At 65.6% G+C, this 26,772-nt stretch carries 24 protein-coding genes; 7 read left to right on the forward strand and 17 right to left on the reverse strand.

The window, feature by feature from the left end; all coding sequences use genetic code 11:
* The first annotated feature begins 7 nt into the window (after nt 1-7).
* From nirB to cobA, 5 genes are read left to right on the forward strand one after another with little or no spacing between them, the layout of a single operon-like run.
* Nucleotides 8-2,449: a nitrite reductase large subunit NirB gene (nirB, locus tag ACP159_RS05890; protein ID WP_425098726.1), complete on the forward strand. Its 2,442-nt coding sequence runs from the start codon at nt 8-10 to the stop codon at nt 2,447-2,449.
* A 58-nt stretch (nt 2,450-2,507) separates the two neighbouring features.
* Nucleotides 2,508-2,840: a nitrite reductase small subunit NirD gene (gene nirD / locus ACP159_RS05895; RefSeq protein ID WP_425098727.1), complete on the forward strand. Its 333-nt coding sequence runs from the start codon at nt 2,508-2,510 to the stop codon at nt 2,838-2,840.
* A complete protein-coding gene (locus tag ACP159_RS05900; protein ID WP_425098728.1) occupies nt 2,840-5,455 on the forward strand; it encodes a molybdopterin-dependent oxidoreductase in 2,616 nt (871 codons plus the stop codon). The genes nirD and ACP159_RS05900 overlap by 1 nt, the downstream gene beginning before the upstream one ends.
* Nucleotides 5,452-6,405 carry a glycosyl transferase family protein gene (locus ACP159_RS05905; protein ID WP_425098729.1) on the forward strand — a complete coding sequence of 318 codons (954 nt, stop codon included), beginning with the start codon at nt 5,452-5,454 and terminating at the stop codon, nt 6,403-6,405. The genes ACP159_RS05900 and ACP159_RS05905 overlap by 4 nt, the downstream gene beginning before the upstream one ends.
* Nucleotides 6,406-6,423: 18 nt before the next feature.
* Entirely contained in the window at nt 6,424-7,302 is an 879-nt protein-coding gene (gene cobA, locus ACP159_RS05910; protein WP_425098730.1) for a uroporphyrinogen-III C-methyltransferase, read from the forward strand.
* Between the two features lie 9 nt (nt 7,303-7,311).
* Here cobA and ACP159_RS05915 read toward each other — a convergent pair whose 3' ends face one another.
* The 7 genes from ACP159_RS05915 to ACP159_RS05945 form a co-directional block, all read right to left on the reverse strand.
* On the reverse strand, nt 7,312-8,358 hold the full coding sequence (locus tag ACP159_RS05915) for an ABC transporter ATP-binding protein (RefSeq protein ID WP_425098731.1): 1,047 nt from the start codon (nt 8,356-8,358) through the stop codon (nt 7,312-7,314).
* Nucleotides 8,358-9,632, reverse strand: a complete 1,275-nt coding sequence (locus ACP159_RS05920; protein WP_425098732.1) for an MGH1-like glycoside hydrolase domain-containing protein — start codon at nt 9,630-9,632, stop codon at nt 8,358-8,360. The genes ACP159_RS05915 and ACP159_RS05920 overlap by 1 nt, the downstream gene beginning before the upstream one ends.
* Nucleotides 9,629-10,840, reverse strand: coding sequence for a carbohydrate ABC transporter permease (locus ACP159_RS05925; RefSeq protein ID WP_425098733.1), 1,212 nt, complete (start codon nt 10,838-10,840; stop codon nt 9,629-9,631). The genes ACP159_RS05920 and ACP159_RS05925 overlap by 4 nt, the downstream gene beginning before the upstream one ends.
* A 112-nt stretch (nt 10,841-10,952) precedes the next feature.
* Nucleotides 10,953-12,182 (reverse strand): ABC transporter permease subunit, encoded by a 1,230-nt coding sequence (locus ACP159_RS05930; RefSeq protein WP_425098734.1) that lies wholly within the window; start codon nt 12,180-12,182, stop codon nt 10,953-10,955.
* Between the two features lie 212 nt (nt 12,183-12,394).
* A complete protein-coding gene (locus ACP159_RS05935; RefSeq protein WP_425098735.1) occupies nt 12,395-13,741 on the reverse strand; it encodes an ABC transporter substrate-binding protein in 1,347 nt (448 codons plus the stop codon).
* 50 nt (nt 13,742-13,791) lie between these two features.
* Nucleotides 13,792-14,817, reverse strand: a complete 1,026-nt coding sequence (locus ACP159_RS05940) for a LacI family DNA-binding transcriptional regulator (protein WP_425098736.1) — start codon at nt 14,815-14,817, stop codon at nt 13,792-13,794.
* A gap of 350 nt (nt 14,818-15,167) precedes the next feature.
* Entirely contained in the window at nt 15,168-16,112 is a 945-nt protein-coding gene (locus tag ACP159_RS05945; RefSeq protein WP_425098737.1) for a sugar-binding transcriptional regulator, read from the reverse strand.
* A gap of 246 nt (nt 16,113-16,358) precedes the next feature.
* On the opposite strand from ACP159_RS05945, the gene ACP159_RS05950 reads away from it, so the two are divergent.
* A complete protein-coding gene (locus tag ACP159_RS05950; RefSeq protein WP_425098738.1) occupies nt 16,359-16,541 on the forward strand; it encodes a hypothetical protein in 183 nt (60 codons plus the stop codon).
* A 6-nt stretch (nt 16,542-16,547) separates the two neighbouring features.
* Here the strand turns inward: ACP159_RS05950 and ACP159_RS05955 are convergent, their stop codons facing one another.
* The 10 genes from ACP159_RS05955 to ACP159_RS06000 form a co-directional block, all read right to left on the reverse strand.
* Nucleotides 16,548-16,886, reverse strand: coding sequence for a YciI family protein (locus ACP159_RS05955; protein ID WP_425098739.1), 339 nt, complete (start codon nt 16,884-16,886; stop codon nt 16,548-16,550).
* A gap of 71 nt (nt 16,887-16,957) precedes the next feature.
* Nucleotides 16,958-19,156, reverse strand: a complete 2,199-nt coding sequence (locus ACP159_RS05960; protein WP_425098740.1) for a 3-hydroxyacyl-CoA dehydrogenase NAD-binding domain-containing protein — start codon at nt 19,154-19,156, stop codon at nt 16,958-16,960.
* An 84-nt stretch (nt 19,157-19,240) separates the two neighbouring features.
* The gene (locus ACP159_RS05965; RefSeq protein WP_425098741.1) at nt 19,241-20,110 is read right to left on the reverse strand and encodes a cupin domain-containing protein; all 870 of its coding nucleotides are present in this window, start codon (nt 20,108-20,110) and stop codon (nt 19,241-19,243) included.
* A 29-nt stretch (nt 20,111-20,139) separates the two neighbouring features.
* Nucleotides 20,140-21,012 carry a hypothetical protein gene (locus tag ACP159_RS05970; RefSeq protein ID WP_425098742.1) on the reverse strand — a complete coding sequence of 291 codons (873 nt, stop codon included), beginning with the start codon at nt 21,010-21,012 and terminating at the stop codon, nt 20,140-20,142.
* Nucleotides 21,013-21,017: 5 nt separating this feature from the next.
* Nucleotides 21,018-22,229, reverse strand: coding sequence for an acetyl-CoA C-acetyltransferase (locus ACP159_RS05975; protein ID WP_425098743.1), 1,212 nt, complete (start codon nt 22,227-22,229; stop codon nt 21,018-21,020).
* 132 nt (nt 22,230-22,361) lie between these two features.
* Nucleotides 22,362-23,000, reverse strand: a complete 639-nt coding sequence (locus tag ACP159_RS05980; RefSeq protein ID WP_425098744.1) for a glutathione S-transferase family protein — start codon at nt 22,998-23,000, stop codon at nt 22,362-22,364.
* A gap of 320 nt (nt 23,001-23,320) precedes the next feature.
* Nucleotides 23,321-24,454, reverse strand: a complete 1,134-nt coding sequence (locus ACP159_RS05985) for an acyl-CoA dehydrogenase family protein (protein WP_425098745.1) — start codon at nt 24,452-24,454, stop codon at nt 23,321-23,323.
* Entirely contained in the window at nt 24,451-24,972 is a 522-nt protein-coding gene (locus tag ACP159_RS05990) for a hypothetical protein (RefSeq protein WP_425098746.1), read from the reverse strand. The genes ACP159_RS05985 and ACP159_RS05990 overlap by 4 nt, the downstream gene beginning before the upstream one ends.
* Nucleotides 24,973-25,111: 139 nt before the next feature.
* Complete coding sequence (locus tag ACP159_RS05995) at nt 25,112-25,324, reverse strand: hypothetical protein (RefSeq protein WP_425098747.1); 213 nt, start codon at nt 25,322-25,324, stop codon at nt 25,112-25,114.
* A gap of 210 nt (nt 25,325-25,534) precedes the next feature.
* Entirely contained in the window at nt 25,535-25,930 is a 396-nt protein-coding gene (locus tag ACP159_RS06000; protein ID WP_425098748.1) for a RidA family protein, read from the reverse strand.
* Between the two features lie 87 nt (nt 25,931-26,017).
* On the opposite strand from ACP159_RS06000, the gene ACP159_RS06005 reads away from it, so the two are divergent.
* Nucleotides 26,018-26,761, forward strand: a complete 744-nt coding sequence (locus ACP159_RS06005) for a helix-turn-helix transcriptional regulator (protein ID WP_425098749.1) — start codon at nt 26,018-26,020, stop codon at nt 26,759-26,761.
* Nucleotides 26,762-26,772 lie beyond the last annotated feature (11 nt).

Below are 26,772 nucleotides of genomic sequence, written 5' to 3' on the forward strand. Positions count from 1 at the left end.
ACAAACCATGAGCAAGAAGAAACTGGTGGTTGTCGGCGCAGGGATGGCCTCGGGCCGCGCGCTCGAACACCTCTTCGAAGCCGAGCCGGGACAGTGGGAGGTCACCCTCTTCAACGCCGAGCCGCGCGGCAACTACAACCGCATCATGCTCTCCCCGGTGCTGTCGGGCGAGAAGTCCTATGCCGAGATCGTCATCCATGACGACGCCTGGTACGAGGCGCACGGCGTGACCTGCCGCTTTGGCGAGAAGGTCATCGGCATCGACCGCGCGGCGAAACTCGTGAAGGGCGAGAAGGGCGACGTGGCCTACGACAAGCTGCTCATCGCCACCGGCTCCATGCCCTTCATCATCCCGATGCCCGGCCATGACCTCGACGGCGTCATCGCCTACCGCGACCTCGAAGACACGAACCGCATGATCGACGTGGCGGCCAGGCCCGGCGCGAAGGCTGTCGTGATCGGCGGCGGTCTCCTCGGTCTCGAAGCGGCGGCGGGCCTGCGCCTGCGCGGCATGGACGTGACAGTGGTGCACCTGATGGGCCACCTGATGGAGCGCCAGCTTGATGAAGCGGCGGGGTATCTCCTGCGCAAGGAACTGGTCAGCCGGGGCATCAACGTGCTGGTTTCCACCAATTCCAAGCAGATCCTCGGAGAGGATGGCAAGGTCCGCGCGCTGGAGCTGGAGAACGGCACCGAACTGCCCTGTGACCTCCTCGTCATGGCCGTCGGCATCCGTCCGAACACGGCCCTTGCGAAGGACGCCGGTCTCGCGGTCGGGCGCGGCATCCAGGTCGATGACGCCATGGTGACGTCCGACGCGGACGTGCTCTCCGTCGGCGAATGCATCGAGCACAACGGCGCGGTCTTCGGCCTCGTGGCGCCGCTCTACGATCAGGCCAAGGTCGTGGCGAAGACGCTGACCGGCGAGGAGGCCGCCTTCACGCCGAAGGAGCTTTCGACCAAGCTCAAGGTCACCGGCTGCGACCTCTTCTCCGCAGGCGACTTTGCCGAAGGCGAAGGCCGCGAGGACATCGTCTTCCGCGATCCGGCACGCGGTTTGTACAAGCGCCTCGTGATCGAGAACGACAGGCTGATCGGCGCGGTGCTCTACGGCGATACCGCCGATGGCAACTGGTTCTTCGGCCTTATCAAGGACGGCTCCGACATCTCGGAGATGCGCGAGACGCTGATCTTCGGCCCGTCCTACCAGGGAGGTGCCGCAGCGGACCCTCTCTCAGCCGTTGCAGCCTTGCCGGATGATTCGGAAATCTGCGGCTGCAACGGCGTTTGCAAGGGAACCATCGTTCAGGCGATCAACGGCGGCGCGACTGACATCCCGTCCCTGAGGGCGAAGACCAAGGCCTCCGCCTCCTGCGGCACCTGCACCGGCCTCGTCGAGCAGCTTCTCGAAGTGACCTTGGGCGACGCCTACGCCGCCCCCGCAGCGCAGCCGATCTGTGCCTGCTGCGATCTCACTCACGAGGACGTGCGCCTGCTCATCAAGACCAAGGAACTCAAGAGCCAACCCGCCGTCTGGCAGGAACTCGGCTGGAAGACCGTGAACGGCTGTCACGTCTGCCGCCCGGCGGTGAACTACTACCTGCTCGCCGACTGGCCGATCGAGTATCAGGACGACCCGCAGTCACGTTTCGTCAATGAGCGCAAGCACGCCAACATCCAGAAGGACGGTACCTTCTCCGTGGTCCCGCGCATGTGGGGCGGCATGACGACGCCTGCGGAGCTTCGCGCCATCGCGGATGCCGCCGAGAAGTACAAGGTTCCGACGGTGCACGTGACGGGTGGTCAAAGGATCGACCTTCTGGGGGTCAAGGGCGAGGACCTGCCGCATATCTGGGCGGACCTCAACGCCGCGGGCCTCGTCTCCGGCCATGCCTATTCCAAGGGTCTCAGAACGGTGAAGACCTGCGTCGGCAAGGAGCATTGCCGCTTCGGCACGCAGGATTCGTCCGGTCTGGGCATCAAGCTCGAGAAGAAGCTCTGGGGCAGCTGGACGCCGCACAAGGTCAAGCTCGCCGTCTCCGGCTGCCCGCGCAACTGCGCCGAAGCCACCTGCAAGGACATCGGCGTGATCTGCGTCGATAGCGGCTACCAGATCGGCGTTGCCGGGGCTGCGGGTATGGACGTCAAGGAAACCGAGCGTCTGGCGGATGTGGCGACGGAGGAGGAAGCCATCGAACTCGTGACCGCCTTCATGCAGCTCTACCGCGAGAACGCGAAGTACCTCGACCGCCCGTACAAATGGGTCGCCAAGGTCGGCCTCGACTGGGTCAAAAGCCAGGTCGTGGACAACATCGCGGAGCGCAAGCGGCTCAACGAGGCCTTCGAACTGAGCCAGACCGTCTATCGCAAGGACCCCTGGGCCGAAGGCGCGGCCAAGCCCGAGAGCTTCGCCCCGGTGGCCGACCTGACGCTTCAGGCGGCGGAATGAGAAACGGCGGTGCCGGGCCAGACCCGGCACCTGAACGCAGACCAAAGGAGTGAGCAACATGGCCTGGATCGACGTCGCAGACATCAACGACATCCCGCTGCCCGGCGCCCGCGTGGTGAAGACGCCGCTCGGCTGCATCGGGCTTTTCCGCACCGGCGAGGCGCAGCTCTATGCCGCCTCCAACACCTGCCCGCACAAGGGCGGCCCGCTCAGCGAGGGCATCGTGCATGGCACCAGCGTCACCTGCCCGCTGCACAACATGGTCTTCGACCTCAACACGGGTCAGTCGAAGGGCACCGATGAAGGCGCGATCCAGACCTTCCCGGTCCGGCTCGACGGCACCCGCGTGCTGCTCGACAGCGAGAGCATCAACGCCCGGAGTGCCGCGTAATGCTTGAGACACGCTCGACCTGTCCCTACTGCGGTGTTGGCTGCGGCGTCCTGCTGAAAGCGGACGGGCAGGGCGGACTGGAGGTCCGGGGCGACCCGGACCACCCTGCCAACTTCGGCCGCCTCTGCTCCAAGGGCTCGGCCCTTGGCGAGACCGTCGGCCTCGGCGAGCGCCTGCTGCGCCCCCGCGTCGGCGGCAAGGACTGCGATTGGGACACCGCGCTCGACATCGTCGCGGGCAAGTTCGGGCAGGCCATTCAGGAGCACGGCCCGGACAGCGCCGCCTTCTACGTCTCGGGACAGCTTCTCAACGAAGACTACTACATCGCCAACAAGCTCATGAAAGGCTTCATGGGCTCGGCGAATATCGACACCAATTCAAGGCTTTGCATGGCCTCCACCGTGGCGGGCCACAAGCGGGCCTTCGGCACCGACACTGTGCCCGGCACCTACGAGGATCTGGAAGAGGCAGACCTCATCGTCCTCGTCGGCTCGAACATGGCCTGGTGCCATCCGGTGCTGTTCCAGCGTGTTCTGGCGGCCCGCAAGGCGCGTGGCACCAAGCTCGTCGTCATCGACCCGCGCCGCACCGCCAGCTGTGACAGCGCCGACCTGCATCTGCCGCTGGAAGTCGGCAGCGACGTTGCCCTGTTCAACGGACTTCTGGCGCAGATCCACCGCCGGGGCCTCGTCGATGAGGCTTTCCTGCAGAACGTCGACGGGGCAAACGAAGCCTTCGCCGCCGCCTACGAGAGCCGCCTCGAACCGACGGGTCTGGACGAGGATCTCGTCCACCAATTCTACGATCTCTGGCTTGGCACGCAGAAGGTCGTCACCGTCTTCTCCCAAGGGGTGAACCAGTCCTCCTCCGGGTCCGACAAGGTCAATTCCATCCTCAACTGCCATCTCGCCACGGGCCGTATCGGCAAGCCCGGCCTCGGGCCCTTCTCCGTCACCGGCCAGCCCAACGCCATGGGCGGGCGCGAGGTCGGGGGGCTGGCGAACATGCTCGCCTGCCATCTCGACATCGAGAATGCCGAGCACCGCAGCGCCGTACGCGATTTCTGGACCGCCCCGACCATCCCCGCGAAGCCCGGCCTCAAGGCCGTGGACATGTTCAGGGCCGTGGGCGAGGGCAAGATCAAGGCGCTCTGGATCATCCATACGAACCCCGCCGTCTCCATGCCGGACGCCAGCGCGGTGCAGGAGGCCATCGCGGGCTGCGACTTCGTCGTCGTCTCCGACATCACCGCGCAGACCGATACGGCAAGGCTTGCCGACGTGATCCTGCCCGCAACCGCCTGGGCCGAGAAATCCGGCACCGTTACGAACTCGGACCGGACGATTTCGCGCCAGCGTTCGATCCTGCCCGCGCCCGGCGAGTGCCGGCCCGACTGGGACATCCTCTGCGCCGTGGGCCGCCGCATGGGCTGGCGCGAGGCTTTCGACTTCGAAACCCCGGCGGAGATCTTCCGCGAGTATGCCGCCCTCTCCGGCGTCGCCGCCAAATTCGGACGGGACTTCGACATCTCCGGCCTGATGCATCTCGATGACGCGGGCTTCGACGCGTTGGAGCCGACGCGCTGGCCGGTCAATGCCCGCCGTCAGGGCGGGCGCTTCTTCGGGGACGGCAAGTTCTTCCATGCCAATGGCAAGGCGAAGATGCTGCCGCTCAAGTACCGCGCTCCGGAGGCCCGCCGCGCCCCGCGCTTCCCCTTCGTGCTCAACACCGGCCGCCTGCGCGACCAGTGGCACACCATGACGCGCACCGCCTTGTCTCCCCGCCTCTCGGCGCATCTGGCCGAGCCCTTCCTCGAAATCCACCCCGAGGACGCGGCAGGGCAGGGCATCCGCGCGAACGATCTCGTCACCGTCCGCAGCCCGCAAGGCTCCGGCATCCTGCGCGTGCGCATCACCGATGCCGTCACGCGCGGGCAGGTCTTTGCGCCGATGCACTGGACCGGCGAGACCGCACCCTCCGCCCGGATCGACACCCTCGTCGCCGCCGTCACGGACCCGGTCTCCGGCCAGCCGGAAAGCAAGGCCTCCGTGGTGGCCGTCGAGCCGTTCAAGGCGAAGTGGTACGGCTTCGCGGTCAGCTCCAGACCCCTGAAGCCCGTCGCAGACTACTGGGCGCGTGCCCGGACAAGGGCTGGCTGGCGCATGGAAATGGCCGGGATGCGGGAGGTGACGGACTGGGAGGCGGAGGCGCGGGCACTGTTCTCTCTCCCCGAGGCGGATGTGCAATCCCTGATCGACGTCAAGCGCGGCTCCGCCCGCATCGCCTTCTTCGAGGAAGGTCGCCTTGTGGCCGCCCTCTTCGAAGCCCCCGAACCTGTCGCCGTGGTACGCGACTACCTCGCGCAATTGCCGGGCGAAGACCCCTCGGACGTCCTCGTCGGACGCCCTCCCGTCGGCCGTCCGGACCCCGGCCCGACGCTCTGCGCCTGCTTCGACGTGGGCGTGAACACGATCCTCACCGCCATCGAGACCGAAGGCCTGCTGAGTGTCGAAGCGGTGGGCGCGGCCTTGCGGGCAGGGACCAACTGTGGCTCCTGCAGACCCGAGATTGCCACGCTGCTGGAGCGTGTGCACCTGCGGGAGGCTGCCGAATGACACTGGCGGAGCATGTCCGGACCCTTGGACGCGGACCGGGGCGGTCGCGGTCGCTGACTTTCGAGGAAGCACAGGACGCCATGCGCCTGATGCTCGAAGGCGCGGCACCGGAGGCGGTCGGGGCGCTGCTCATGCTCCTTCGGATGAAGGGCGAGGAAGCGCAGGAAATCGCGGGCTTCACCGCCGGGGCGCAGGCTTTTTTGCCTGCCATGCCGCAGGTGGACCTCGACTGGCCGAGCTACGCCGCCGGGCGCACGCGCGGCCTGCCGTGGTTCCTGCTTTCTGCCCGTCTGGTGGCGCTCAGTGGCAAGCGCGTGCTGCTGCACGGCTGGAACGGCAAGGACGCGGCGGTGCGCGGCGGGCTTGCGGCTGCCGGGATCAAGGTTGCGAAGGACATCGCCGAGGCGGGCCTGCTCCTCGATCGCGAGGGCATCTCCTATCTTCCGATCGAAGCCTTTTATCCCCAGCTTTTCGCGCTTCTCGACCTGCGCGATACCTTCGGCCTGCGCTCCTGCATCAATACCGTCTGCCGGATGCTCAATCCGGCAAAGGCGCCTGCCAGCGTGCAGGGTGTCTTCCATCCGTCCTATCGCCTCTTGCAGGCGGACGCCGCGCATCTGCTTGGCTGGGAAGGGCTTTCCGTCATCAAGGGCGGCGGCGGCGAGTTCGAGCGCAATCCGGCGAAGGCCATCGAAGGCTTTGGCCTGCGCGGCGGCAGCCCTTGGGAAGAGACCTTGCCGATGCTGCGGGACGAGACCCGCCGGCTCGACGACGGCGCCCGCGACAGCGCGGCGCTGAGCGCCCTCTGGGACGGCACGCTGAAGGATGACTTCGCCGAAGCCATCGTCAAGGGCACCGCTGCCCTTGCCCTCTCTACCCTCGGCCAGCCGCTCAGCGATGCGCTGGCCGATGACCTCTGGACCGCGCGACACCGCGCCCGTGCTGCCTGACCCGGAAAGGCCAAGCCCATGAAAACCCTCGCCCCGATTGCGCCCGCCTCCCCGCTTTCCGGGACCATCACCCGCTTCGTCGCCGGTGTCGTATCGCGCCTGCCCAAGCGCGGCGTGAAGGCGGATGCGGAGCCGGTGCCGGGGCAGGGCCGGATCGTGCTGATCGGCGCGGGGCCGGGGGCGAAGGACCTGCTGACCCTGCGTGCGGTCGAGCGCATACGGGCGGCAGACGTGGTCTTCTACGACAGGCTCGTTGATGACGAGGTGCTGGCCTACGCCCGCCCCGGCGCTGAGCTGGTCTTCGTCGGCAAGCATGTGGGCAACCACTCCTGGCCGCAGGAGCGCATCAACGCCGTCATCGTCGCGGAGGCCCTGAAAGGCCGCACTGTCGTCCGGCTGAAGTCCGGCGATCCCGGCGTCTTCGGCCGCGCGGGCGAGGAAATCGCCGCCGCGAACGCGCACGCCATCCCGGTGGAGATCATCCCCGGAGTCACGGCGGTCTGCGCCGCCGCCGCCAGCATGGGCCAGAGCCTGACCGAGCGCGGCATCGCGGACATTCTCGTCCTCGCGACCGGTATGGCCAAGGCGGGTGACCCGCTCCCGGCCTCCGCCCGCATGTCCGGCCCGGGCACCACCACGGCCTTCTACATGTCGGTAGGGCAGGCGGAGCGCATCGCGCAGGCGCTGATGGCCCGAGGGCTGCCCGAAGATGCGCCGGTCTCCGTCGCCGTGGACGTCTCCAAGCCGAAGGAGCGGGCACTGCATGGCACGGTGAAGGGCCTTCCGGCGCTGATCAAGGAGAACGCCGTCAACGGCTGCGCCATCTTGCTGGTGACATGGCCGAAGACGGCGGATGCCCCCGCCGTCACCCGCGTTGCCAGCGCTGTCTCCGTGTAGCGCCGCTTCTTATACGCGCAGACCATCCTCCCCAAAGAACGACAGCCGGCTCTCGTCGAAGGCCAGCCCGACCCGGTTGCCCGGCCCGAGGTCCACATCGCCGCTCGACCGCTGCGTCAGCTTGCCCAAGCTGCCGCAGTCGATCACGAGATAGCTGTCCGCGCCAAGATATTCGACCACGTCGACCGTCCCGTCGCATTGACCCTGACCGGCTTCCACCAGCGCGATATGCTCCGGGCGGATGCCGAGATGCACCGCCGGGGCAGAGCCTCCAAAGCTGCCGCCGCGCCCACCGTCCAGAGTATAAGACGCGCCAGAGGTCGAACAGGGCAGGATGTTCATCTTCGGACTGCCGATGAACTGCGCCACGAAGAGGTTCGCGGGCCGCTCGTAGAGCTCGCGCGGCGTGCCGACCTGCGCGATCTTGCCGAATTCCAGCACCACGATCCGGTCCGCCAGCGTCATGGCCTCGACCTGATCGTGCGTCACATAGATCATCGTCGATTTCAGCGACTGGTGCAGCTTGGCAATCTCGTAGCGCATCTCCACCCGCAAAGCGGCGTCCAGATTGGACAAAGGCTCGTCGAACAAAAACGCCGTCGGATCGCGCACGATGCAGCGCCCGATGGCGACGCGTTGTCTTTGCCCGCCGGAGAGGTCCTTCGGACGGCGGTCCATGTAGGGCCCGAGCTTGAGCACCTCCGCCGCCGCGTCGACCTTCCGCGCAATCTCCTCTTTCGGCACACCTGATGTTTTCAAGGAAAACCCGACGTTGTCGCGCACGGACATATGCGGGTAAAGCGCATAGCTCTGGAAGACCATCGCCAGCCCGCGCTTCGACGGCGGCTCCGCCGTGGCGTCCCGCCCGTCGATGCGCAGCACACCCCGGCTGATGTCTTCCAGACCGCCGATCATCCGCAGCAGCGTGGACTTGCCGCAGCCCGACGGCCCGACGAAGACGATGAACTCGCCGTCCCGGATCTCCAGATCGACACCCTTGATGACCTGCGCGTTGCCGTACCACTTCTCGACGGCTTCGAGCTTGATGGACCCCATCAGGACGCCTCCGCGCTCGGCGAGGCCCAGGCCAGCCAGACCGCAGCGGTCCATGTAAACGTGCCGCCCCCGGCGGGATCGCCGGTCATCGGGTCGAAATACTCCGCAAACCCGTGTTTCGCGATCAATTCGGCGGTGAGTTTGCGCAGCCTGTCGGCCTCGGCCTCATGCCCCATCTCGCGCAAACCCAGCGCAATCAGCGCATTGAGGATGGCCCAGGTCGGCCCGCGCCAGTAGCGTTTGGGGTTGAAGATTTCCGTCCCGGCCTTGTGGCTCGGCACCGGATAGGTGCAGTCGCGGAAGGCGGTCTCCAGTTCGCGCATCATCGTCTCGCTCTCGACCCCTGCATACCAGCACAGGAAGGAGGCGCAGGAGACATGGCCCGTGTGGTTGCCGGTGTTCAGGTTGATCGCGTCATACCCCCCGGCGTCCGGATTGTGCAGCCGCGCCGCGCCGTTCTCCAGCGTCTGCGTCCAGCCGTCGATTTCGCCGCGGTCCTCGCCCAGCACGTCGGCAATGGCCGCAAGGTCGCGGTTCGCGCGCAGCAAAATGAAGGTCATCGTCGGATCGGCGACCTTGAACGGGTTCTCCACCGCCATCGTCGCATCGTCCCAGTCGAGCCTGCGCCCGCGCTGCACCAGCCAGATGTAACGGTCGTAATCCGCCTTCGTCGGGCGCATCGCCGGGTCCACATGGGAGGTGTCGCGGCGGGTGTATTCACCCACGCCGACCGGGTCGATCGCCGCCATGGCCTCGTCCCAGTCCGGGGCATTGTCCCGCCCCGCTTCCCAAGGGTGGGTGATGAAGATCGCGCCGCCATCGGAGCGCCAGTCCATGAACCAGCGGTGCCAGTCGACCATCTTCGGGAACAGCGCCCGCAGCCTCTCCAGCCCGGCTTCGGGGTCTTTCTTGTAAACCTCCAGAGCGAAACTCGCCGCAACCGGCGGCTGGCTGATGCCGGAACTCGGCACCGGCCCCTTGTGCCCGGCTCCCCAGACATCCGGCCCGGGGAAATACCCCGGATCGGGCTTGTGGAACTGGATATGCGGGACCATGCCGCTCGGCCACTGGCCCGCGAACAAAGTCTCCAATTCGGCCCATGCTCTAGGAATATCGAACTGCGCAAAACCCCAGGCGGCAAAGGCGCTGTCCCAATTCCATTGGTAGGGATAGAGCCCGGCGGTCGGCACGGTATAGCCCCCCCGGTCATTGCCGCGCAGGATCGCCCGCGCCTGTTCGTCGATGCTGATGTTGTCCTTGCTCATCGGTTTCATCCTTTGACGGACCCGGCCGTGAGGCCCTTGGTCATGAAGCGTTCAAGTCCGAGGAAGAGCACCATGATGGGCACGGTCGCGACGACCGATCCCGCCATGAGATGCTGTCTCGGGATTTCTGAGGAATTGAGGCTGGCGATGCCGCGCGTCAGCGTGAACTTGCCCGGATCGTCGAGCAGCATGAAGGCGAGGAGGAACTCGTTCCAGGCGATCATGAAGACATAGAGGCTGACGGAGGCCAGCGCGGGCAGCGACAGCGGCAGGGTGATCTTCCAGATCACCGCGAGCCGGCTGAGACCATCCATCAGGCCCGCCTCCTCGATTTCCGCCGGCAGACCCCGGAAATAGCCTTGCAGCATGTAAAGCGCGACGGGGATTGTCGTGACCGGGTAGATCAGCAGGATGCCGAGGATGGTATTGCGCAGCCCCGTCATTGAGAAGGCGATGTAGATCGGCAGGGCCAGCACGATGATCGGCACCATGTAGATCAGCAGGATCGACCGCGACAGCAGAGCCCGCCCCCTGAAGCGCAGCCGCGCCACCGCATAGGCCCCCGGTACGCTGAACAGCAGCGTGATGAAGACGGTCAGGAGCGAGATCAGGATCGAGTTGAACAGATAGGTGCCGAAGTTGAAATCGGCGAAAAGCTCGACATAGGAGCGGAAGAGCCCCCAACCCTGCGAGAGGTCCAAAGAGAAATCCAGCGGGTTCTGGATCAGCTCCGACTGGTTCTTGAAGCTCGTCATCACCATCACGTAGAAGGGGATGAAGACGATGGCGGTGAAGAAGACATAGCCAAAGCCGGTCAGGAACCGGATCACCGCCTCCTCGAAGACATGCCGTGTCATCTCACCCTTGTGGGCGTCCGCGAGGAATGCGGTCAGCGGTGCCATCACCGCGCCCCCGAGCAGCAGACCCGCGATGACCCGGGCGACAACGCCGGCACCATCGGTCAGAACCGGCCCGATCCCGAGCATCATCAGCACCACGAACCCGGCGCACCCCGCCGCGATCATCAATTGCGGATACCGCCCGCCGATACAGGCCGCGCCCAGCGGCGCACCGACGATCAGCGCGTACAGGAAGGAAGGCCGGAAGGCTTCCCCGGTGGCAAAGCTCATTGCGACGGCCACGGTCACGGCCGCCACGAAGACCCAGAGCACCCCGATCACCGGCCCGGTCACATAGCCCTGACGTAGAAAACTCATGCGCAGGCTCCCGTCTTCTTTGGTCCAAAAATACCTCGGGGTGTGGGGCGGAGCCCCGCCCGCGGGCGCGCAGCGCCCGCGCCAGTCGGCTCGCGCAGTGAGACGAAATCCCTCATAGCCCTTCCTCCCGGCTGACGAACTTGAAGAAGAAGACGGAGAAGAGCAGCAGGCAGCAGAAGATCACCACGGCCACCGCCGCCCCCGCGCCGATGTTCGAGACGGCAAAGGCCTGCTCGTAGACATTCACGGTCAGCGTCCGCGTCCCGGCATTGCCCCCGGTCAGCAGGAAGATGTCGTCGAACTTGTTGAAGGTCCAGATGAAGCGCAGGAGGAACAGCACGCTCAGGATGCCGAGGAGCTGCGGCAGCGAGAGATACCAGAACTGCTGGAAGGGCGAGGCCCCGTCCATGTCCGCCGCCTCGTACATGTCCGTGTCGATGGACTGCATCCGGGCGAGGATGAACAGGAAGGACAGCGGGAAATAGCGCCAGATCTCGAAGACCGTGACCATGATGAGGGCGAGGGGTTTCTCGCCGAAGAAGTTGATCGCGCCCTCGGTCACGCCCATCTGCACGAGCAGCGCATTGGCGGAGCCGGAGAAGGGATCGAAGAGGATCAGCCAGCTGAAGGCCACGGCGATTACCGGCGCGACGTAGGGAAAGAGGTAGAGCCCGCGCAGGATGCCCTGACCTTTGAAGCTCTTGTCGAGCAGCAGGGCGGCAAACAGCCCGACGGTCAGCGCCCCCACCGTGCCGACGATGGTATAGAAGAGCGTGACCCCAAGCACGCCCCAGAATTCGTCCCCGTCGAAAATGCGGGCAAAATTCTCGAAGGAAAACTCGAAGTTGGTCAGAATGCTGTCGGAGCTGCCGGTGATGCCTGGCTCGCTGCCCTCTGCCACCGTCTCAATCGCATCCGCGTCCGCTGCCGTGGCAGGAATGTTCAGCCGCTCGTTGTAGCCCGGCTCCAAGGTGCCGATCTCACAGCGCAGGGCAGCGCCGTCCAGCGCACAGCCTTCCGGCAGGTCGCCAAGAACAAGCCCCTCCGGAATCACATCCGTCAGCACCACGCCGGTCACCTCCGTGTCCTGCGAGGAGTTGCGCACCCGGTACTCGATGCGCAGATCGTCCCCGGAACCGCGCAGGCTCTCGCGCACGACTGGTGCGGCGGGGCGCAGGTCCGAAAGGCCGATGGGCTTGAAGGAAATCCAGAAGATCGCGAGCAACGGCAGGATCACCACCAGCGCCACGCTGATCAGCGTCGGAGCGAGAAGGCCCCAGGCCAGCCGCGCCTCGCGTCTCGCAAGCGGAGTGGTTCCGGTCGGGGGGGTGATGTCGGTCATGGGCATGACTCCGGTGCCGCGCAAAAGCCCTCGAAGGCTTTTGCAAATTTCTCCGCGTTTCGCGGACTTTCGGGATCGAAAAAGCGCTGCCAAGCTGTTGCTTTCTCGCGCTTTTCCGATGCATCTTCCGTTTGATCCGCGAAGCGCGGGAGACGAAATTTGTCCAGGGTGAACAGAGCGGGCCGCGCGTCCTCACGCGGCCCGCAGCGCGATCACTCGATCTTGCTCAGTTCGTCGTTCATCGCTGCCACGGCAGCAGGCGCGTCGATCTCGCCGTCGATGTACTGGCGCACCACGCGGTTGATCGCCTGGCTGTTGATCATCTTGGAAGCCAGCGCCAGCTGCCCTTCCTCGACACCCCAGCGCTGCGCCACGTCGAGACCCCCGACGATCTCGTCGATCATCGCCTTGTCATAGAGCTCGCCCAGCGGCTTCTTGCGGTCGACGCCGACCGGCAGCGTGGCCCAGAGATCCTTGAACTTGTTCGGCTCCTCCGCCGTGCCCGCGCGCACCGGGAACTTGCCTTCCGGCGCGATGGAGAGCGTGTCGCCATAGCCGTCGCCGACCGAGAACTTGACGAACTCCATCGCTGCGTCGGTGTCCGCATCCGTGGTGATGCCAAAGTAGCGGATGTCCCCCCAGGCCGCGCCGTCCGGGTTCGAGGGCCCGGAGAAGTTGGTCACGATGCCGGTCCTGGACGCCAGTTCCGGGCTGGTCGGATCATCGTTGATCGTGGGCGGGGCACTGTCACGCAGCCCGGCCAGTTCGTCGAGGATGAAGGGCGACCAGATGATCATCGCCGCGTTGCCGCTGAAATAGAGGCTGCGCGACTGGTCCCAGTAGAGGTCCCCCGGCGGGGAGGCTTCGGCGATGGCCTTGTAGAACTCCAGCACCTCGGTGGTCTTCTTCTCGTCGAGCGGCTGGAAGCCGTCCGGGCCGACCGGCGAGACGCCGTTGGCGAGGAAGACGTGCTCCAGCACCTGGCTCATGAAGTTCTCGTCCACTTTCGTCGCCGCGACGAAGCCGTACATCTCTGGCGGGTTGTGCAGCTTGGCCAGCGCCGCCTCGACGTTGGCATAGCTGGTCGGCGGCTCCAGGCCTGCCTCGTCGAACAGGTCCTTGCGGTAGACGATCATCTGCGTCCAGCCGTCCACCGGAACGGAGGCCGTCTCGCCCTCGTAAGCCGCCATCGCCAGCGCGCCCGGCGCGAAGGTATCCGTGCCAAGCGCGTCGATCACCTCGGTTGCCGCCTCGGTGTCGAGGATGCCCGCCTCGGCCCAGGGCAGGGCATATTGCAGGGTGTGGTAAATCACGTCCGGAAGGTCACCGGCGGCAAAGGCGGCGGTGGCGCGGGTGCCGAGATCGCTCTCCGTCACCGGGATCACCTCGACGGCGGTGCCGGTCATCTTCTCGAAGGCCGCCGCCATCTCCTCCTGCTTGGCCAGCCGCTCGGGCTGCTCCTCGGTGGTCCAGAAGCGGATGGTGTCCGCCTGCACGGCCCCGGCGAGGAAGGCCAGCGCCATGGCGGTGCCGGTCAGCAATGTCTTGTGCTTGGTCATTTGGTCTTGTTCTCCCAGTTGGTCGGTTTCTTATCGTTTCAAGTGGTTTTTTACGGTTTCTCATGGCCCGGGGCTGGGCCATGCGAGCCGCGGGCGAGGAAACGCGCCGGGACAAGCTCCCGGCACGCCTCGGGCGGCGCACCGCGGATCAGGTCGATCAGCAATTCCGCCAGCCGCTCCCCGGCCTTGCGGATGTCCACCGCCCAGGTGGTCAGGTCCGGGGTGATCAGCGCACTTTCCGGAATGCCGTCGTAGGAAATCAGCGAGAGGTCCCGCCCGATGGTCAGCCCGCGCGTCCTTGCGGCCTCGTAGGCCCCGAGCGCGGCGCGGTCGACCGAATAGACGATCGCCGTCGCCGGATCGGCCAGCGAGACCAGCATATGCGCCGCCGCCTCGCCCGCCGCCGCATTGACCGCCGGTTCCGAGACCAGCGCCGGATCGAAGCCAAGGCCGGCGGCGTTCAGCCCGGCTTCGTAGCCATCCCGGCGCAATTGCGCATAGGTGTAGCCTGTGCCGCCCGGCACGAAGCCGATTCGGCGGTGCCCGAGCCCGGCGAGGGTCTTCACCGCCTCGCACATGGCGTCTTCGCTGGTGATGTCGTAGCAGGCGCAGCCGGTCATGTCGGCGGTGCGGCCGTAGAGCACGAAGGGAATGCCCTGCTCCCGCAGATAGTCGATTCGGGTGTCCGACAGGCGCGTGCGCGGCAGCACGAAGCCATCCGCCTTGCGCTCGTCCGCAAGCTTGCCCATCAGCCGCAGCGTATCCTGATCGTTCGCCGCCGTGGCGACGGTCAGGGTCCAGTCCTGCCGCGAGGCGGCCTCGGACAGCCCGGCAAGGAACTTGTCCACGAAGGGGCGATGTGCGTCATGCTCCGTCACCTCCAGCACCAGCCCGATGGAGCGCGTGCGCCCGGTGCGGATCGCCTGCGCGTGGCTGAGCGGGCGGTATCCGAGGGTTTCCGCAGCCTTGCGGACGCGGGTGCGCGTGCTTTCGGAAATGTCCGGATAATTGTTCAGGGCTCGGCTGACGGTACCCTTGGTCAGGTCGAGATGACTGGCCAGATCGGCAATCGTCACCCGCTTTGCGCGGCTTGCTGTCCGTGAACTGGTCCCGTCCCGATGCATCGTCGATTCGTCCTCCCACGACTAGGGGAGCGTCCGAAACCGGTTTCGGCAAGCTTCGAAATCGGTTTCGGAACAGGTTTCGGTGCTGCGCATGCGAAAGGAAGCCTGTCACGGGCATACAATTGCGCCGGGTTTGCCAAGCTTTGTTCCGGGTTGGACGGGCTGTGCAGATGCAGAAAAAACGCGTGCCCGAATTTTGGGCACTCCCGCGTTTCGGGACAATCTTGAGACAGAGGATCGCCAGTGCCATGCGCGCGGCAGGCGCGGCCTGGCACTGGCGAGTCAAACCTGTCCGGAACCGTTCAGGCCGCGAGCAGCGCCCGCGCGGTCTCTTCGTCGGTGATCAGCCCGTCGAGCAACGCCCCGGCCAGGGCGGCTCGGATGGCCGCATGCTTGGCGGTGCCATGCGCCGCGCCGATCACCGGGCCGTTCGGCGTGGGGCGCAGGGCGGCGGAGGACACCCGCTCGTTGATCTCGTCCGCGATCAGTTTGCCGGCCGCGTCGAAGACGAAACCGATGATCTCACCCACGGCCCCCTTGGCGAGCAGCCGCGCCTGATCCTGCGCCGTGATGAAGCCGTCCACCACCAGCGGCGGATTGGCCAGCATCGGCCCGATGCCGACGAACCGCACATCAGTCCGGTCCGCCAACATCCGCGTGTTGGCCAGCGTGGCCTGGCCCAGCAGCGCGGTGCGTTCTTCGGCGGTGGCGGCGATGACGGGCAGGGGCATGGGATAGGTCTGGGCAGTCACCTTGTCGGTGATGGTGAACAGCACGTTGTAGTAGGCGGTGGAGCCGTCCGGGGCGATGTTGCCGGTCAGCGAGACGATCTTGTGCTGCTTGCAGTCCAGATGCGGCATGTGCTCGATCGCGCCCCGCAGCGTCCGCCCGGTGCCGAGGCCGATGACCTGCGGCGCCGCGCGCCCGAGCCAGCTTTCGATCATGTCGCCGGTGGCATGCGAGACCGCCACGCCGGTGGCCTTGTCCGAGCCGAGCGCGGGGACGACCTCGCAGATCTGCAGGCCGAACCTGTCCTGCAGCCGCCGGGCCAGCTCCATGCATTCGGCAACGGGATGGTCGATGCGTGTCTTGATCAGCCCGGCCTGCATCGCCTGCGCCACGAGCCGCTGCGCCGATTGCCGCGAGATGCCCATCGCCACCGCGATCTCGTCCTGTTTCATGCCGGCCACGTAGGCTAGCCAAGCCGCCCGCGCGGCGTCGTCGAGTTTTCTGTCTGCTGATTTCATTGGAGTTTCTGGTCCGGACTGCTGCGCCATCGTGAGAGACTCCGCGGAAATAGGCAAGCAAAACGGGATGCGGTCTGTGCCTCCCGGATGATCAAATGAGGTAAAAACAGGCTTAACACCGCGCGCGCAGCGGTTACCATACGGTATTGGCGGGTTTGTTAGGAGTTTTCGGAGTAGGCTGACGCCATCGAACGCGATGGGAGGACGCCCCGGCCTTGACCGGCCAGTTGCAAAGGAGCCGAACCCATGTGCATTTCCGCCGAAGCGCTTGCCGTCTTCCTGAACCTGCTCTCCGCCGAGATCATCACCACCGAACCGGGCCGCATCATCGTCGATGCCACCGAAGGCGCGGTGCATTGGGTCGCGCATGAGGACAAATGGTGCACCATGGGGCCGGAATTCGAGAAGCGCCGCCGGCTCGACCTGTGACCTGTCTCAGCTGATCGGGTCGTACATGAACTCCCGCAGCTCCTGCGCGCAGCGGCAGGCGACGGCGATCTTCCGCGCCCAGTCCACCGCCTCCCTGCGGGTCGGCACCTCCAGCACGGTGAAGCCGCCGTCAAGGTGACTGCCCGGGTAGGTTTCCTCCGAAACGGTGCCATCGCCGGAGATCAGCACCGGGGCGACGCCCTCGTGAATGCCGCCGCCAAAGACATAGACCCCCGCCGCCTTCGCCTCCAGGATCACGGCCCGGGAGTCGATGCCCGCCTGCTCGAACTCCGCCGGGGTGAGTTGCATGGCGCGGGAGGGGAAGGAGATCAGGTATTTGGTCATGGCTACGACGGTGGTGCAGCCCGGCGAGTCTGGCAAGGAAAAAGGGGGCCGCACGGGCCCCCTTCGTCGTCTTATGCCGCGGCCTTCTCGCCGCCGAAGCGGCCATAGAAGCTCTGGTTCTTGTCGGCCATCTCGCGCAGCAGCTCTGGGCATTGGAAGCGGGGCCCATGCGCCGCCTCCAGCGCGTCACAGCGCTCCGCCGCATAAGGCGCGCCGATCATGTCGAGCCAGGACAGCGGCCCGCCCGACCAGGGCGCGAAGCCCCAGCCGAGGATCGCCCCCACGTCGCCCTCGCGGATGTCCATGAGCACGCCTTCCTCCAGCGCCCGCACCGCCTCCAGCGATTGCACGAACAGCAGCCGGTGCTGGACGAGGGTCAGGTCCGGCTGCTCCGCCGCCTCCGGGTACTGCTTTGCCACGGCCTCCGACAGCCCTGTACGCTTGCCCTTGTCGTCGTAGTCGTAGAAACCCGCGTTGGCCTTCCGGCCCAGCCGCCCTTGCTCTTCCATCCAGAAGATCACCTCGTCGACCTCGCCATCCGGGTAGGCATCGCCCATGGCGGCCTTCGTCGCGCGGGCGATCTTGGCCCCGAGGTCGATGGATGTCTCATCCACCAGCTGCAGCGGCCCGAGCGGCATGCCGACCAGTTTCGCGGCATTCTCGATCAGGGCAGGGGAGACGCCCTCCTTCACCATGCGCAGCCCCTCGTTGATATAGGGAATGATGCAGCGGTTGGCGTAGAAGAACCGCGCATCGTTCACCACGATCGGCGTCTTGCGGATCTGCCGCACGTAGTCGAGCGCCTTGGCCACGGCCACATCGCCGGTTTCCTTGCCCTTGATGATCTCCACCAGAAGCATCTTCTCGACCGGCGAGAAGAAGTGGATGCCGATGAACCGCTCCGGGTCCTTCGACGCCTTCGCCAGCTCGGAGATCGGCAGGGTGGAGGTGTTGGTGGCAAAGATGCAGTCCTCGCCGGTCACCGCGTCCACCGCCTTTGTCACCTCCGCCTTGATCTTCGGGTCCTCGAAGACCGCCTCGATGATCAGGTCACAGCCCTTGAGCGCATCGTAATCGGTGGTCGCCGTGATGCGGTCCACCATGGCCTGCGCCTGCTCTTCGCTGACCTTCTTGCGCTGCACGCCTTTCTGGGCATGGGCTTCGGTATAGGCCTTGCCCTTGTCGGCGGCCTCCTGCTTCTGGTCGATCAGCACCACCTCGATCCCGGCCTGCGCAGAAACCAGCGCGATGCCCGCGCCCATCATGCCCGCGCCGAGCACGCCGACCTTCTTCACCTTCTGGTCGGCCACGTCCTTCGGCCGCACCGCGCCTTTCTCCAGCGCCTCCTTGTTGATGAACAGCGAGCGGATCATTGCGGCGGAGGAGGGGTTCATCAGCACGTTGGTGAACCAGCGGGCCTCGATCTTCAACGCCGTCTCGAACGGGACCAGCGCCCCTTCATAAACCGCCGACAGCAGCGCCTTGGCCGCCGGATAGACGCCCTTGGTCTTGCCGTTGACCATGGCGGAAGCGCCGACGAAGGTCATGAAGCCCGCCGGGTGATAGGGCGCACCGCCGGGCATCTTGTAGCCCTTGGCGTCCCAGGGCTTCACGAGGTCCGCATCCGTCGCGGACAGCACCCAGGCCTTCGCCGCCGCCAGCGGGTCCTCGACCACCTCGTCGACGACACCGGCCCGCATCGCGCCCTTGGGATCGTTCAGCTTGCCTTCGAGCAGCAGCGGCGAGGCCGCCATCGCGCCCATCTTGCGCACGAGGCGCGTGGTGCCGCCCATGCCCGGGAAGATGCCGACCATGATCTCCGGCAGGCCGATCTTCGCCTTCGGATTGTCGGCGGCAAAGATCCGGTGGCAGGCCAGCGGGATTTCCAGCCCGATGCCCAGGGCCGTCCCCGGCAGCGCCGCCGCCACCGGCTTGCCGCCCTTGTTGGTCTTCGGGTCCATGCCCGCCCGCTCCAGCTTCCGCAGGATGCCATGGGCGTTCATGATGCCTTCGAACAGGCCCCGCGCCGGATCGTCGCCCGCGCTTTCCTTCATCTTCGCGATGACGTTGAGGTCCATGCCGCCGGCAAAGCTGTCCTTGCCGGAGGTGATGACGATGCCCTTGACCGCCTCGTCCGCCAAGGCGTCGTCGATCAGGCCGTCGAGCAGGGGCCAGGCCTCCATGCTCATGACATTCATGGACTTGCCGGGCACGTCCCAGGTGATCACCGCGACGCCGTCGTCGCCCTTGGTCATGGTAAAGTCGCTCATCATTCTCTCCGTCTGTCGTCTTGGGTCCGGCCGGTGGCGATGCCGCAGGCCCTTGTGGTTCGGTTTCCCGGGCTGGCCTTGCCGTCAGCGTCCGAGGGTCCAGTCGATGTGTTCGCTGGACGACTGGATGGCCGATATCCGCCAGTCGTCCCCGTCCTTTTGCAGTTCGAACCGCATGTGCACCGGGTCCATGATCAGCGTGGTCCGGCTCAGCAGGCGCACCCGCGTGTGCACCACCCGGGACTTGCCGTCCGGGCTGATGTCCTTGGCCAAGATTTCCCGGAAGATGTCGGTCACGTTCTGTTTGCGGATGCCGTCCCGGTAGAGCTCGAAATCCTTCTCCAGCTCGTCCAGCGAGTTGATTGCATAACCCAGACCGTCCCGCACCTCGATCCGCAGGGGCAGGGCGAACAGCGATTGGTAGAGCGCGAAGTTGTTCTCGATCAGTGCTTTGGTCAGAAGCTCGCTGACCTGCGGAAACGCGGGATCGGGCGGCGCGAAGGCTCTGCCGTCCTTGTGGGTGAAGGTGAAGACGCCGTCCTGCGCCGTCACTTTCATGTCGACATCGGAGTACCAGGCGGTCTCCGTCTTCGTATGCGTGCCGATCACCACGAAAGCCCCCGGCGCGTCGCTCAGGTTCTGCATGTGATGGCCGTTCCGGTCTCCCGCCGGGAAGGCCGCGCAGTCGCCAACGCGCATCTCCACCGGGCCGTCGTCGTCGACCAGCGTCAGCACGCCTTCCGTCACGACGAGGAATTCGTCCTGCTCCTCGTGCCAGTGCCGCAGCGAGGACATCGCTCCGGGGGCCAGACGCACGAGGTTCGCCCCGAACTGGGTGATCCCCGAGGCCGCGCCGAGCTTCTGGCTCGTGCGCCCGCGAACCGCGCGGTCATGCGGTTCGGGATAGGCCGATCCGGATTTCGACGGGATCGAGGACAGGTCGATCTTCGGCATGGTCCGTCAACTCCCCTTGCGTGCGGGTCTCATTGCGCCGCCGTCCTGTGCCAGTTCAAATGCCCGAGGCCATGCCGGATGGCCTGCATGCGCCAGCTGCCATCCGCGTGTTTCACCAGGGTCATTTCGCTCTCGTAAGGGTCCACGATCATCCGGTCCCGGTTCAGAACGAAGGTCTTGTATCGCCCCTTGATCGTTGTCGGGGTAATGTAGCGGGCGGCCTTCACGTTGCGCACCACATCGGTCACGCCGTGGATCTTGAACTCGTTCATGTAGAGCTCGAAATCCGCCTTCATCTCCTCGAAGCTGGAAAACTGGCTCTCGCCCTTCCGGGAATGCATGGTGATCGGATAGTCGATCACCGCGTGCAGCCCGAGGACATCCCCGGTCAGGTAGTGCTGCGTCACCGTGTTCACCAGCCCCTGGAAGATCCCGAAGGCTTCGAAATCCTGCGCGTCGATGCCCATCGGCGGGGTGCTGCGCGCCTCCTCCGGCAGGACCGGCCAGGCCTGTGTGGTCATGCTGGTCTCCGACAGGAAGTTGAGCCAGCGCCCGTCCGCCTGTTGCTCGAAGCGCATCTGGGTGGTGTAGGGCTCCCGGGCCAGCATGTCTCCCCGGAACAGCCGGGTGATGTGATGGCCGTCGAGCACGCCGAGGATGTCGATCCGCGCGGCGATGCAGCGTCGCTCGATCCGGTCCACGCCGCGGGACGCCAGCTCGCGCATGTAGCGCAGGAAACTCTCGGTCAGCGCCTCCGCCGTGGAAAAGGTCATGCTGCCGTCCACCGTCGTCATGGTCTGGGGCAGGCGGATGTACCGCAGGAAGGCGGGGCTATCACGGTCGTGCATCGCCTGCGTCATGCCGTCGAGCGCAGCCTGATAGATATCCCTCGCCTTCAGCATGCCCCTTACACCCGCTCGATGATCGTGGCGGCGCCCATGCCCGAGGCGATGCAGAGCGTGGCAAGGCCGGTGCCCTTGCCGGTGCGCTCCAGCTCGTCCAGCAGCGTGCCGATGATGATCGCGCCCGTCGCGCCCAAGGGGTGCCCCATGGCAATGGAGCCGCCGTTGACGTTGACCTTGTCATGATCCACGTCAAAGGCCTGCATGAAGCGCAGCACGACGGAGGCGAAGGCCTCGTTGACCTCGAACAGGTCGATGTCGGAAATGCTCATGCCGCTGTCCTTGAGGATCTTCTCCGTCACCGGCACCGGCCCGGTCAGCATGATGGTCGGATCGGTGCCGATCTTGGCCGTGGCGCGGATGCGGGCGCGCGGTTTCAGCCCGTATTTCTCGCCGAACGCCTTGTTGCCGATCAGCACCGCGGCGGCCCCGTCCACGATCCCGGACGAGTTGCCGGCATGGTGGATGTGGTTGATCCGCTCCAGATGCGGGTACTTCATCAAGGCGACCTTGTCGAAACCCGGCATGACCTCGCCCATGTCCTTGAAACTCGCCTTCAACGCGCCAAGGCTCTGCATGTCGGTGCCGGGGCGCATGTACTCGTCCCGGTCGAGGATGGTCAGACCGTTCACGTCCGTGACCGGCACGATGGACTTCGCAAAGCGATTGTCGGCCCAGGCCGCCGCCGCGCGGTTCTGGCTCTCCACCGCCAGCGCGTCCGCGTCATCGCGGGAGAAGCCGTATTCCGTGGCGATGATGTCGGCGCTGATGCCCTGCGGTACGAAATAGGTTTCCATGGCAAGGCTCGGGTCCACGGCAATCGCCGCCCCGTCGCTGCCCATGGCCACGCGGCCCATCATCTCGACGCCGCCGGCGATATAGGCCTCACCGGCCCCGCCGCGCACCTGGTTGGCGGCGAGGTTCACCGCCTCCATGCCGGAGGCGCAGAAACGGTTGATCGCAAGGCCCGGAATGCGCTCGTCGAGGTCCGAGGCCAGCACCGCAGACCGCGCCAGGCAGCCGCCCTGTTCGCCGACCTGCGTGACGTTGCCCCAGATCACGTCCTCGACCGCGTGTCCTTCGAGGTTGTTGCGCGCCTTCACGGCGTTCAGCACCCCCGCCGAGAGACGCAGCGAGGTCACCTCATGCAGGCTGCCATCGGCACGGCCCTTGCCGCGCGGGGTGCGGAGCGCGTCGTAGATATAGGCTTCGGTCATCGGAGAGTCTCCCGTCGGAATGTTCGTCTTGCCCCTCAGGTGGGGGCAATGGGGGGCGCGTTGCAAGAGTGACGTGGCGGAGGATTGCGTAAACCATCCGTCACGTCAATTTGGCCGGAGGGCGCCCGGGCCTCAGGCCCGGTCCGCCGGGCTGCCCGGCATCAGGTCATAGGGATGCTTCCAGCCGTCGAGCCCTTCGATGTTCGACAGCCAGCGGTCGATCTCCGGCCACTCCGCCCGGTCGAAGCCGAAAGGTTCGGGGTAGAACAGGTAGCCGCAGCAGCTCAGATCGGCATTGGTGACGCCCTGGCCGACCATCCAGTCCCGCCCGGCGAGATGGTTGTTCAGCACCTTGTAGGCCGCCTTGAGACGGCCCTGCATGAAGTCGATCACCGGGGCAGGGCGCTTGTCCTCCGGCAGGAAGTTCATCAGGAACCGCGTCATGCCGGCTTGGCTGGACATCTTGTGATTGTCCCAGAACATCCAGCGCATGACCTCGCGTTCCTCATGCGGCGTCGCTCCTCCAAAGCGGCCGCTCTTCTCGGTGACGTACATCTGGATCACGCCGGATTGCGTCAGCTTGGTGCCGCCGTCCTCCAGGACCGGCACCTCGCCCATGGCGTTCACGTCCCGCAGGTACTCGGGCGTGCGCGTCGCGCCGTTGAAGAAATCGACGTAGACCGGCTCCCAGTCCAGCCCCGACAACTCCAGCGCCAGCGCCGCCTTGTAGGCGTTGCCGCTTTCCCCGAAGCAATGAAGTTTGATCGTCATGCGCCCTGTCCTCCTGTCGCGCCTGTCCCAAGGTCGGACGTGGGGGTTTCACACCCCCACACCCCCGTGGGGGTATTTAGACCAAGAAGAAACACAAAAAGAGTCTTCCGGTAACTGCGTTTTAACCGTGATGGGGCCAGACTTTCCCTGCGGTACAGGCTGGGGAGCCGATGACCGCCCAAGGAGAAGCCCCGAGGCCGTTGAACGCCGAAGGCATGTCAGGAAGGTCGACTGCTGCCCGAACGCCGGGCCCGACGCGCGACCTTCCTGTTTCTTCTTGGTGCAAATACCCCCCTCTGCGCCAACCGCCCGCGCACCGCTCAGAAACCGCGCGCAATCAGCTCCTTCATGATCTCGTTGGTGCCGCCGTAGATCCGCTGCACCCGTGCGTCCGTCCACATCTCCGCCACCGCGTATTCCTGCATGAAGCCGTATCCGCCGTGCAGCTGCACGCATTCGTCCAGCACCTCGCCCTGCGTGTCGGTCAGCCAGTATTTCGCCATGGCCGCCTTCTCGACGCTGAGTTCCCCGCGCAGGTGCTCGGCGATGCAGGCGTCGAGGAAGGCCCGCGCCACGGTGGTCTTCGTCTGGCATTCGGCCAGCTTGAACCGGGTGTTCTGGAACTGCGTCAGCGGCCCGCCAAACGCTTCGCGCTCCTTACAATAGGCAATCGTCCGCGACACCGCGCCTTCCATCGCGCCCACCGCACCGCAGCCGATGATCAGCCGCTCCTGCGGCAGTTGCTTCATCATCTGGTAGAAGCCCTGGCCTTCCTCCCCGCCGAGCAGGTTTTCGGGCGGCAGTTCCACGTTGTCGAAGAACAGCTCGGACGTATCCGCCGCATGACAGCCGATCTTTTCGAGGTTGCGCCCGCGCGCAAACCCCTCGGCGCTCCCGGTCTCCACCACCATCAGCGACGTGCCCTTGGACCCCAGTGCCGGATCGGTCTTCGCCGCCACCACGATCAGGTTGGCGTGCTGGCCGTTGGTGATGAAGGTCTTCTGCCCCGTCAGCCGGTACGCATTGCCCTCCTTGACCGCTCGAGTCTTCAGGTTCTGCACGTCCGAGCCGCCGGACGGCTCGGTCATCGCCAGGGCACCGACCAGCTCACCGGTCACCATCTTCGGCAGCCAGCGTTGCTTCTGCTCCTCGGTGCCATAGGCCAGGATGTAATGCGCCACGATGCCGGAATGGATGCCCTGACCCCAGCTCGCGAGGTTCGCCCGCGACGCCTCCATCAGGATCACAGCCTCATGGCCGAAATCCCCGCCCGCGCCGCCGTATTCCTCCGGGATCGACGGGCAGAGCAAGCCAAGCGCCCCTGCCTGCTGCCAGGTCTCCGGGTCCATCTGGCCCTGCCTGCGCCACTTGTCATAAAGCGGCATCCATTCCGTCTCCAGGAACTTCGCGGTCATCTCCGCCAGCATGGCGTGCTCTTCGGTCATCCACGTCATTGCGGGGTCTCCATCCCTGTCAGAACCTTTCCGAGATCCGGGTAGACCTGCGCCAGCACTTGCAAATGCATCGGGCTTTCCACCCGCACCAGATACCACGCCTCGTCCTCGACCAGAGCCACCAGCGGGGCGCTGACCTCCGGGATGCCGAGGCTGGGGAAGGCGCTGTAGGAGGCCAGCACCGCATAGGCGCGGCCGCTGTCCGTCTCGCCGATGGTCAGATCGTCCAGCGGCACCTCGAACTTCGCGCCCCAGAGCGGTTTGCCGTCGATGCTCGCCTGCACCTGCTCACGCATCATCTTTCGCATGCCTTCCGGGTCGGTGCCCGCCTGCTCCGCCACCGTCGCCAGCAGCGACGGTGGCATGTAGTCGAGCGAGGCCGCGACCTGGCCGTCCAGCATCAGCGCCTCATAGGCGCCGACACGGTCCACGAGGTCCGCCTGCGTCGGCTCCGCCAGCGCCTTGGTTGCCAGCAAGGCCAGCAGGGCAGGGGCGATGCGCCATGGTGTCGTAGTCATTGTCATCCTCCCGGCGGGCCGTCCTCCGCCCGCATCCGGACCGGGCAAGGGGCCGGTCCTCTTCAGGTCGAACGATACAGATGTCGTCACGATCTGAAAGCAAGACGTTGGGTGACACCGCGCCGGGGCGATCCGCCGCCTACTGCTTGCGGCTCTCAAGCTCGGCATTGAACAGCCGCAGACGATGCGCGAGGGCCTCCGCGTCCGTCACGCTGTCGAAATGCTCGAAGAGGAAGGAGAGCGCCTCGCCCTCGTCCAGCCCCGCCTCCTGCGCAAAGCGTTTCAGCCTGCGATAGCCGTCCTCGGTCATCGCAACGGGAAAACGCCGGGTCAGGCGGAAACGTTTGGGCATGGCGGGGCCTTCTGGAAAGCGGGGCGGAAGCTCGTGGCAAGGGGCAGTCAAACACAAGCCGCCGGGGTACGAAAGGGGAGCAGGGGACTCCGCCGGCCATCCGTGCCCGCCTCGGAAATGCAGGCGTTGACCTCGATGCAATCCGAGGACGTCCACGCGGGACGAAGCGGCCATTGATGTGTTCCCATCCAATGGCCGCGCTGGTGCACGTCAGGCTGCTGCTGTCGCTTCGATCTCGAACAGCAATCCGGGGATCGCGAGGCGGGTTACACCCAGCAAGGTCATGGGCGGGGCGACCCGATGAGGTCCAAAACGCATGCCCATCAGATCGAAGTTCTGCAGCGCCTCATCGACATCGGTCGCATAGACACCCAGCTTGACGACGTTGCTCAGGGTCATGCCGGCGCCTTTCAGCACCGCTTCCAGATTGTCGAGCGCCAGGCTGATCTGCGCGCGCATGTCTCCGGGATGCTGCGGGTTTCCTTCACCATCCACGGCGGTCTGCCCGGCGCAGAACACCTGCCTCGTTGCGCCGTCGATGACCTCCGCCTGATTGTAGCCCAGCTTGATCGACCAGTCCCAGGGATTCACTGCGGTCCGTTCCATGTACCATTCTCCTCGTTTTCAGTTGCTGGAATCGGTTTAATCCAAAATAGTGCCAAATAATGTCACCATTTGTGCTAGGGTCGTTTCATGAACCTAAGATCGAGACATGACGCCATCGTGCGGAGCCTCCGCCGCAATGGCACATCCACCGTTGATGCTCTGGCCGAAGAGGTCGGTGCGTCCCGCCGCACCGTGCTGCGCGATATTTCTGCCCTGCGTGACGAGGGCTACGTCATCCATTCCGATGTGGGCCGGGGCGGCGGGCTGCAACTCGACCCACAGTCGGTTCAAACGAATGCCAGACTGACGGTGCCCGAGGTCTTTGCCCTTTTGATCAGTGTCGCGGCAATGCGGGCCGCCGGGAACCTGCCGTTCTCCGAACTCGCCGATGCGGGGCTAGCCAAAATCGAACGATCCCTGCCATCCGACAAGGTGAAGGATCTCCGCAACTTTCTGGACTGCCTGCACATCGGCAAGCTGTCGCCGCTGCAGGATTTGTCTGACATGGGCAGGATGGATCCGGAATTGCTCCCGGCGTTTGAAAGGGCGTTTCTGGGGCGGCACCTCATTCAGTTCGACTATCGCGATTCGAAAGGGCGCAAGACCCGGCGCGCAGTCGAGCCGCAAGCCATGTTGATCCTCCCGCCCCTGTGGTATCTGGTAGGATGGGACCCGATGCGCACCGACTTCCGACACTTCCGGATGGACAGGATCAGCCAGCCGGAAGCGATAACCGACACCCAGTTTCGCCGCCGGCATGTCCCCTTCGAAGACGATGTCTGCCCTTACAGCGACTTGCAGAACCGACCGTCGAGCCGGCACTTCGCATGATGCGCGGCATG

The sequence above is a fragment of the Tropicibacter sp. S64 genome, from assembly GCF_049803835.1.
In the GTDB taxonomy this organism is placed as follows: domain Bacteria; phylum Pseudomonadota; class Alphaproteobacteria; order Rhodobacterales; family Rhodobacteraceae; genus Pacificoceanicola.

Excerpts from the sequence above, each read along its gene's own strand:
- nirB (WP_425098726.1), top strand. The coding sequence starts at position 8 with ATGAGCAAGAAGAAACTGGTGGTTGTCGGCGCAGGGATGGCCTCGGGC.
- nirD (WP_425098727.1), top strand. The coding sequence starts at position 2,508 with ATGGCCTGGATCGACGTCGCAGACATCAACGACATCCCGCTGCCCGGC.
- ACP159_RS05900 (WP_425098728.1), top strand. The coding sequence starts at position 2,840 with ATGCTTGAGACACGCTCGACCTGTCCCTACTGCGGTGTTGGCTGCGGC.
- ACP159_RS05905 (WP_425098729.1), top strand. The coding sequence starts at position 5,452 with ATGACACTGGCGGAGCATGTCCGGACCCTTGGACGCGGACCGGGGCGG.
- cobA (WP_425098730.1), top strand. The coding sequence starts at position 6,424 with ATGAAAACCCTCGCCCCGATTGCGCCCGCCTCCCCGCTTTCCGGGACC.
- ACP159_RS05915 (WP_425098731.1), bottom strand. The coding sequence starts at position 8,358 with ATGGGGTCCATCAAGCTCGAAGCCGTCGAGAAGTGGTACGGCAACGCG.
- ACP159_RS05920 (WP_425098732.1), bottom strand. The coding sequence starts at position 9,632 with ATGAAACCGATGAGCAAGGACAACATCAGCATCGACGAACAGGCGCGG.
- ACP159_RS05925 (WP_425098733.1), bottom strand. The coding sequence starts at position 10,840 with ATGAGTTTTCTACGTCAGGGCTATGTGACCGGGCCGGTGATCGGGGTG.
- ACP159_RS05930 (WP_425098734.1), bottom strand. The coding sequence starts at position 12,182 with ATGACCGACATCACCCCCCCGACCGGAACCACTCCGCTTGCGAGACGC.
- ACP159_RS05935 (WP_425098735.1), bottom strand. The coding sequence starts at position 13,741 with ATGACCAAGCACAAGACATTGCTGACCGGCACCGCCATGGCGCTGGCC.
- ACP159_RS05945 (WP_425098737.1), bottom strand. The coding sequence starts at position 16,112 with ATGAAATCAGCAGACAGAAAACTCGACGACGCCGCGCGGGCGGCTTGG.
- ACP159_RS05950 (WP_425098738.1), top strand. The coding sequence starts at position 16,359 with ATGTGCATTTCCGCCGAAGCGCTTGCCGTCTTCCTGAACCTGCTCTCC.
- ACP159_RS05955 (WP_425098739.1), bottom strand. The coding sequence starts at position 16,886 with ATGACCAAATACCTGATCTCCTTCCCCTCCCGCGCCATGCAACTCACC.
- ACP159_RS05960 (WP_425098740.1), bottom strand. The coding sequence starts at position 19,156 with ATGAGCGACTTTACCATGACCAAGGGCGACGACGGCGTCGCGGTGATC.
- ACP159_RS05965 (WP_425098741.1), bottom strand. The coding sequence starts at position 20,110 with ATGCCGAAGATCGACCTGTCCTCGATCCCGTCGAAATCCGGATCGGCC.
- ACP159_RS05970 (WP_425098742.1), bottom strand. The coding sequence starts at position 21,012 with ATGCTGAAGGCGAGGGATATCTATCAGGCTGCGCTCGACGGCATGACG.
- ACP159_RS05975 (WP_425098743.1), bottom strand. The coding sequence starts at position 22,229 with ATGACCGAAGCCTATATCTACGACGCGCTCCGCACCCCGCGCGGCAAG.
- ACP159_RS05980 (WP_425098744.1), bottom strand. The coding sequence starts at position 23,000 with ATGACGATCAAACTTCATTGCTTCGGGGAAAGCGGCAACGCCTACAAG.
- ACP159_RS05985 (WP_425098745.1), bottom strand. The coding sequence starts at position 24,454 with ATGACGTGGATGACCGAAGAGCACGCCATGCTGGCGGAGATGACCGCG.
- ACP159_RS05990 (WP_425098746.1), bottom strand. The coding sequence starts at position 24,972 with ATGACTACGACACCATGGCGCATCGCCCCTGCCCTGCTGGCCTTGCTG.
- ACP159_RS05995 (WP_425098747.1), bottom strand. The coding sequence starts at position 25,324 with ATGCCCAAACGTTTCCGCCTGACCCGGCGTTTTCCCGTTGCGATGACC.
- ACP159_RS06000 (WP_425098748.1), bottom strand. The coding sequence starts at position 25,930 with ATGGAACGGACCGCAGTGAATCCCTGGGACTGGTCGATCAAGCTGGGC.
- ACP159_RS06005 (WP_425098749.1), top strand. The coding sequence starts at position 26,018 with ATGAACCTAAGATCGAGACATGACGCCATCGTGCGGAGCCTCCGCCGC.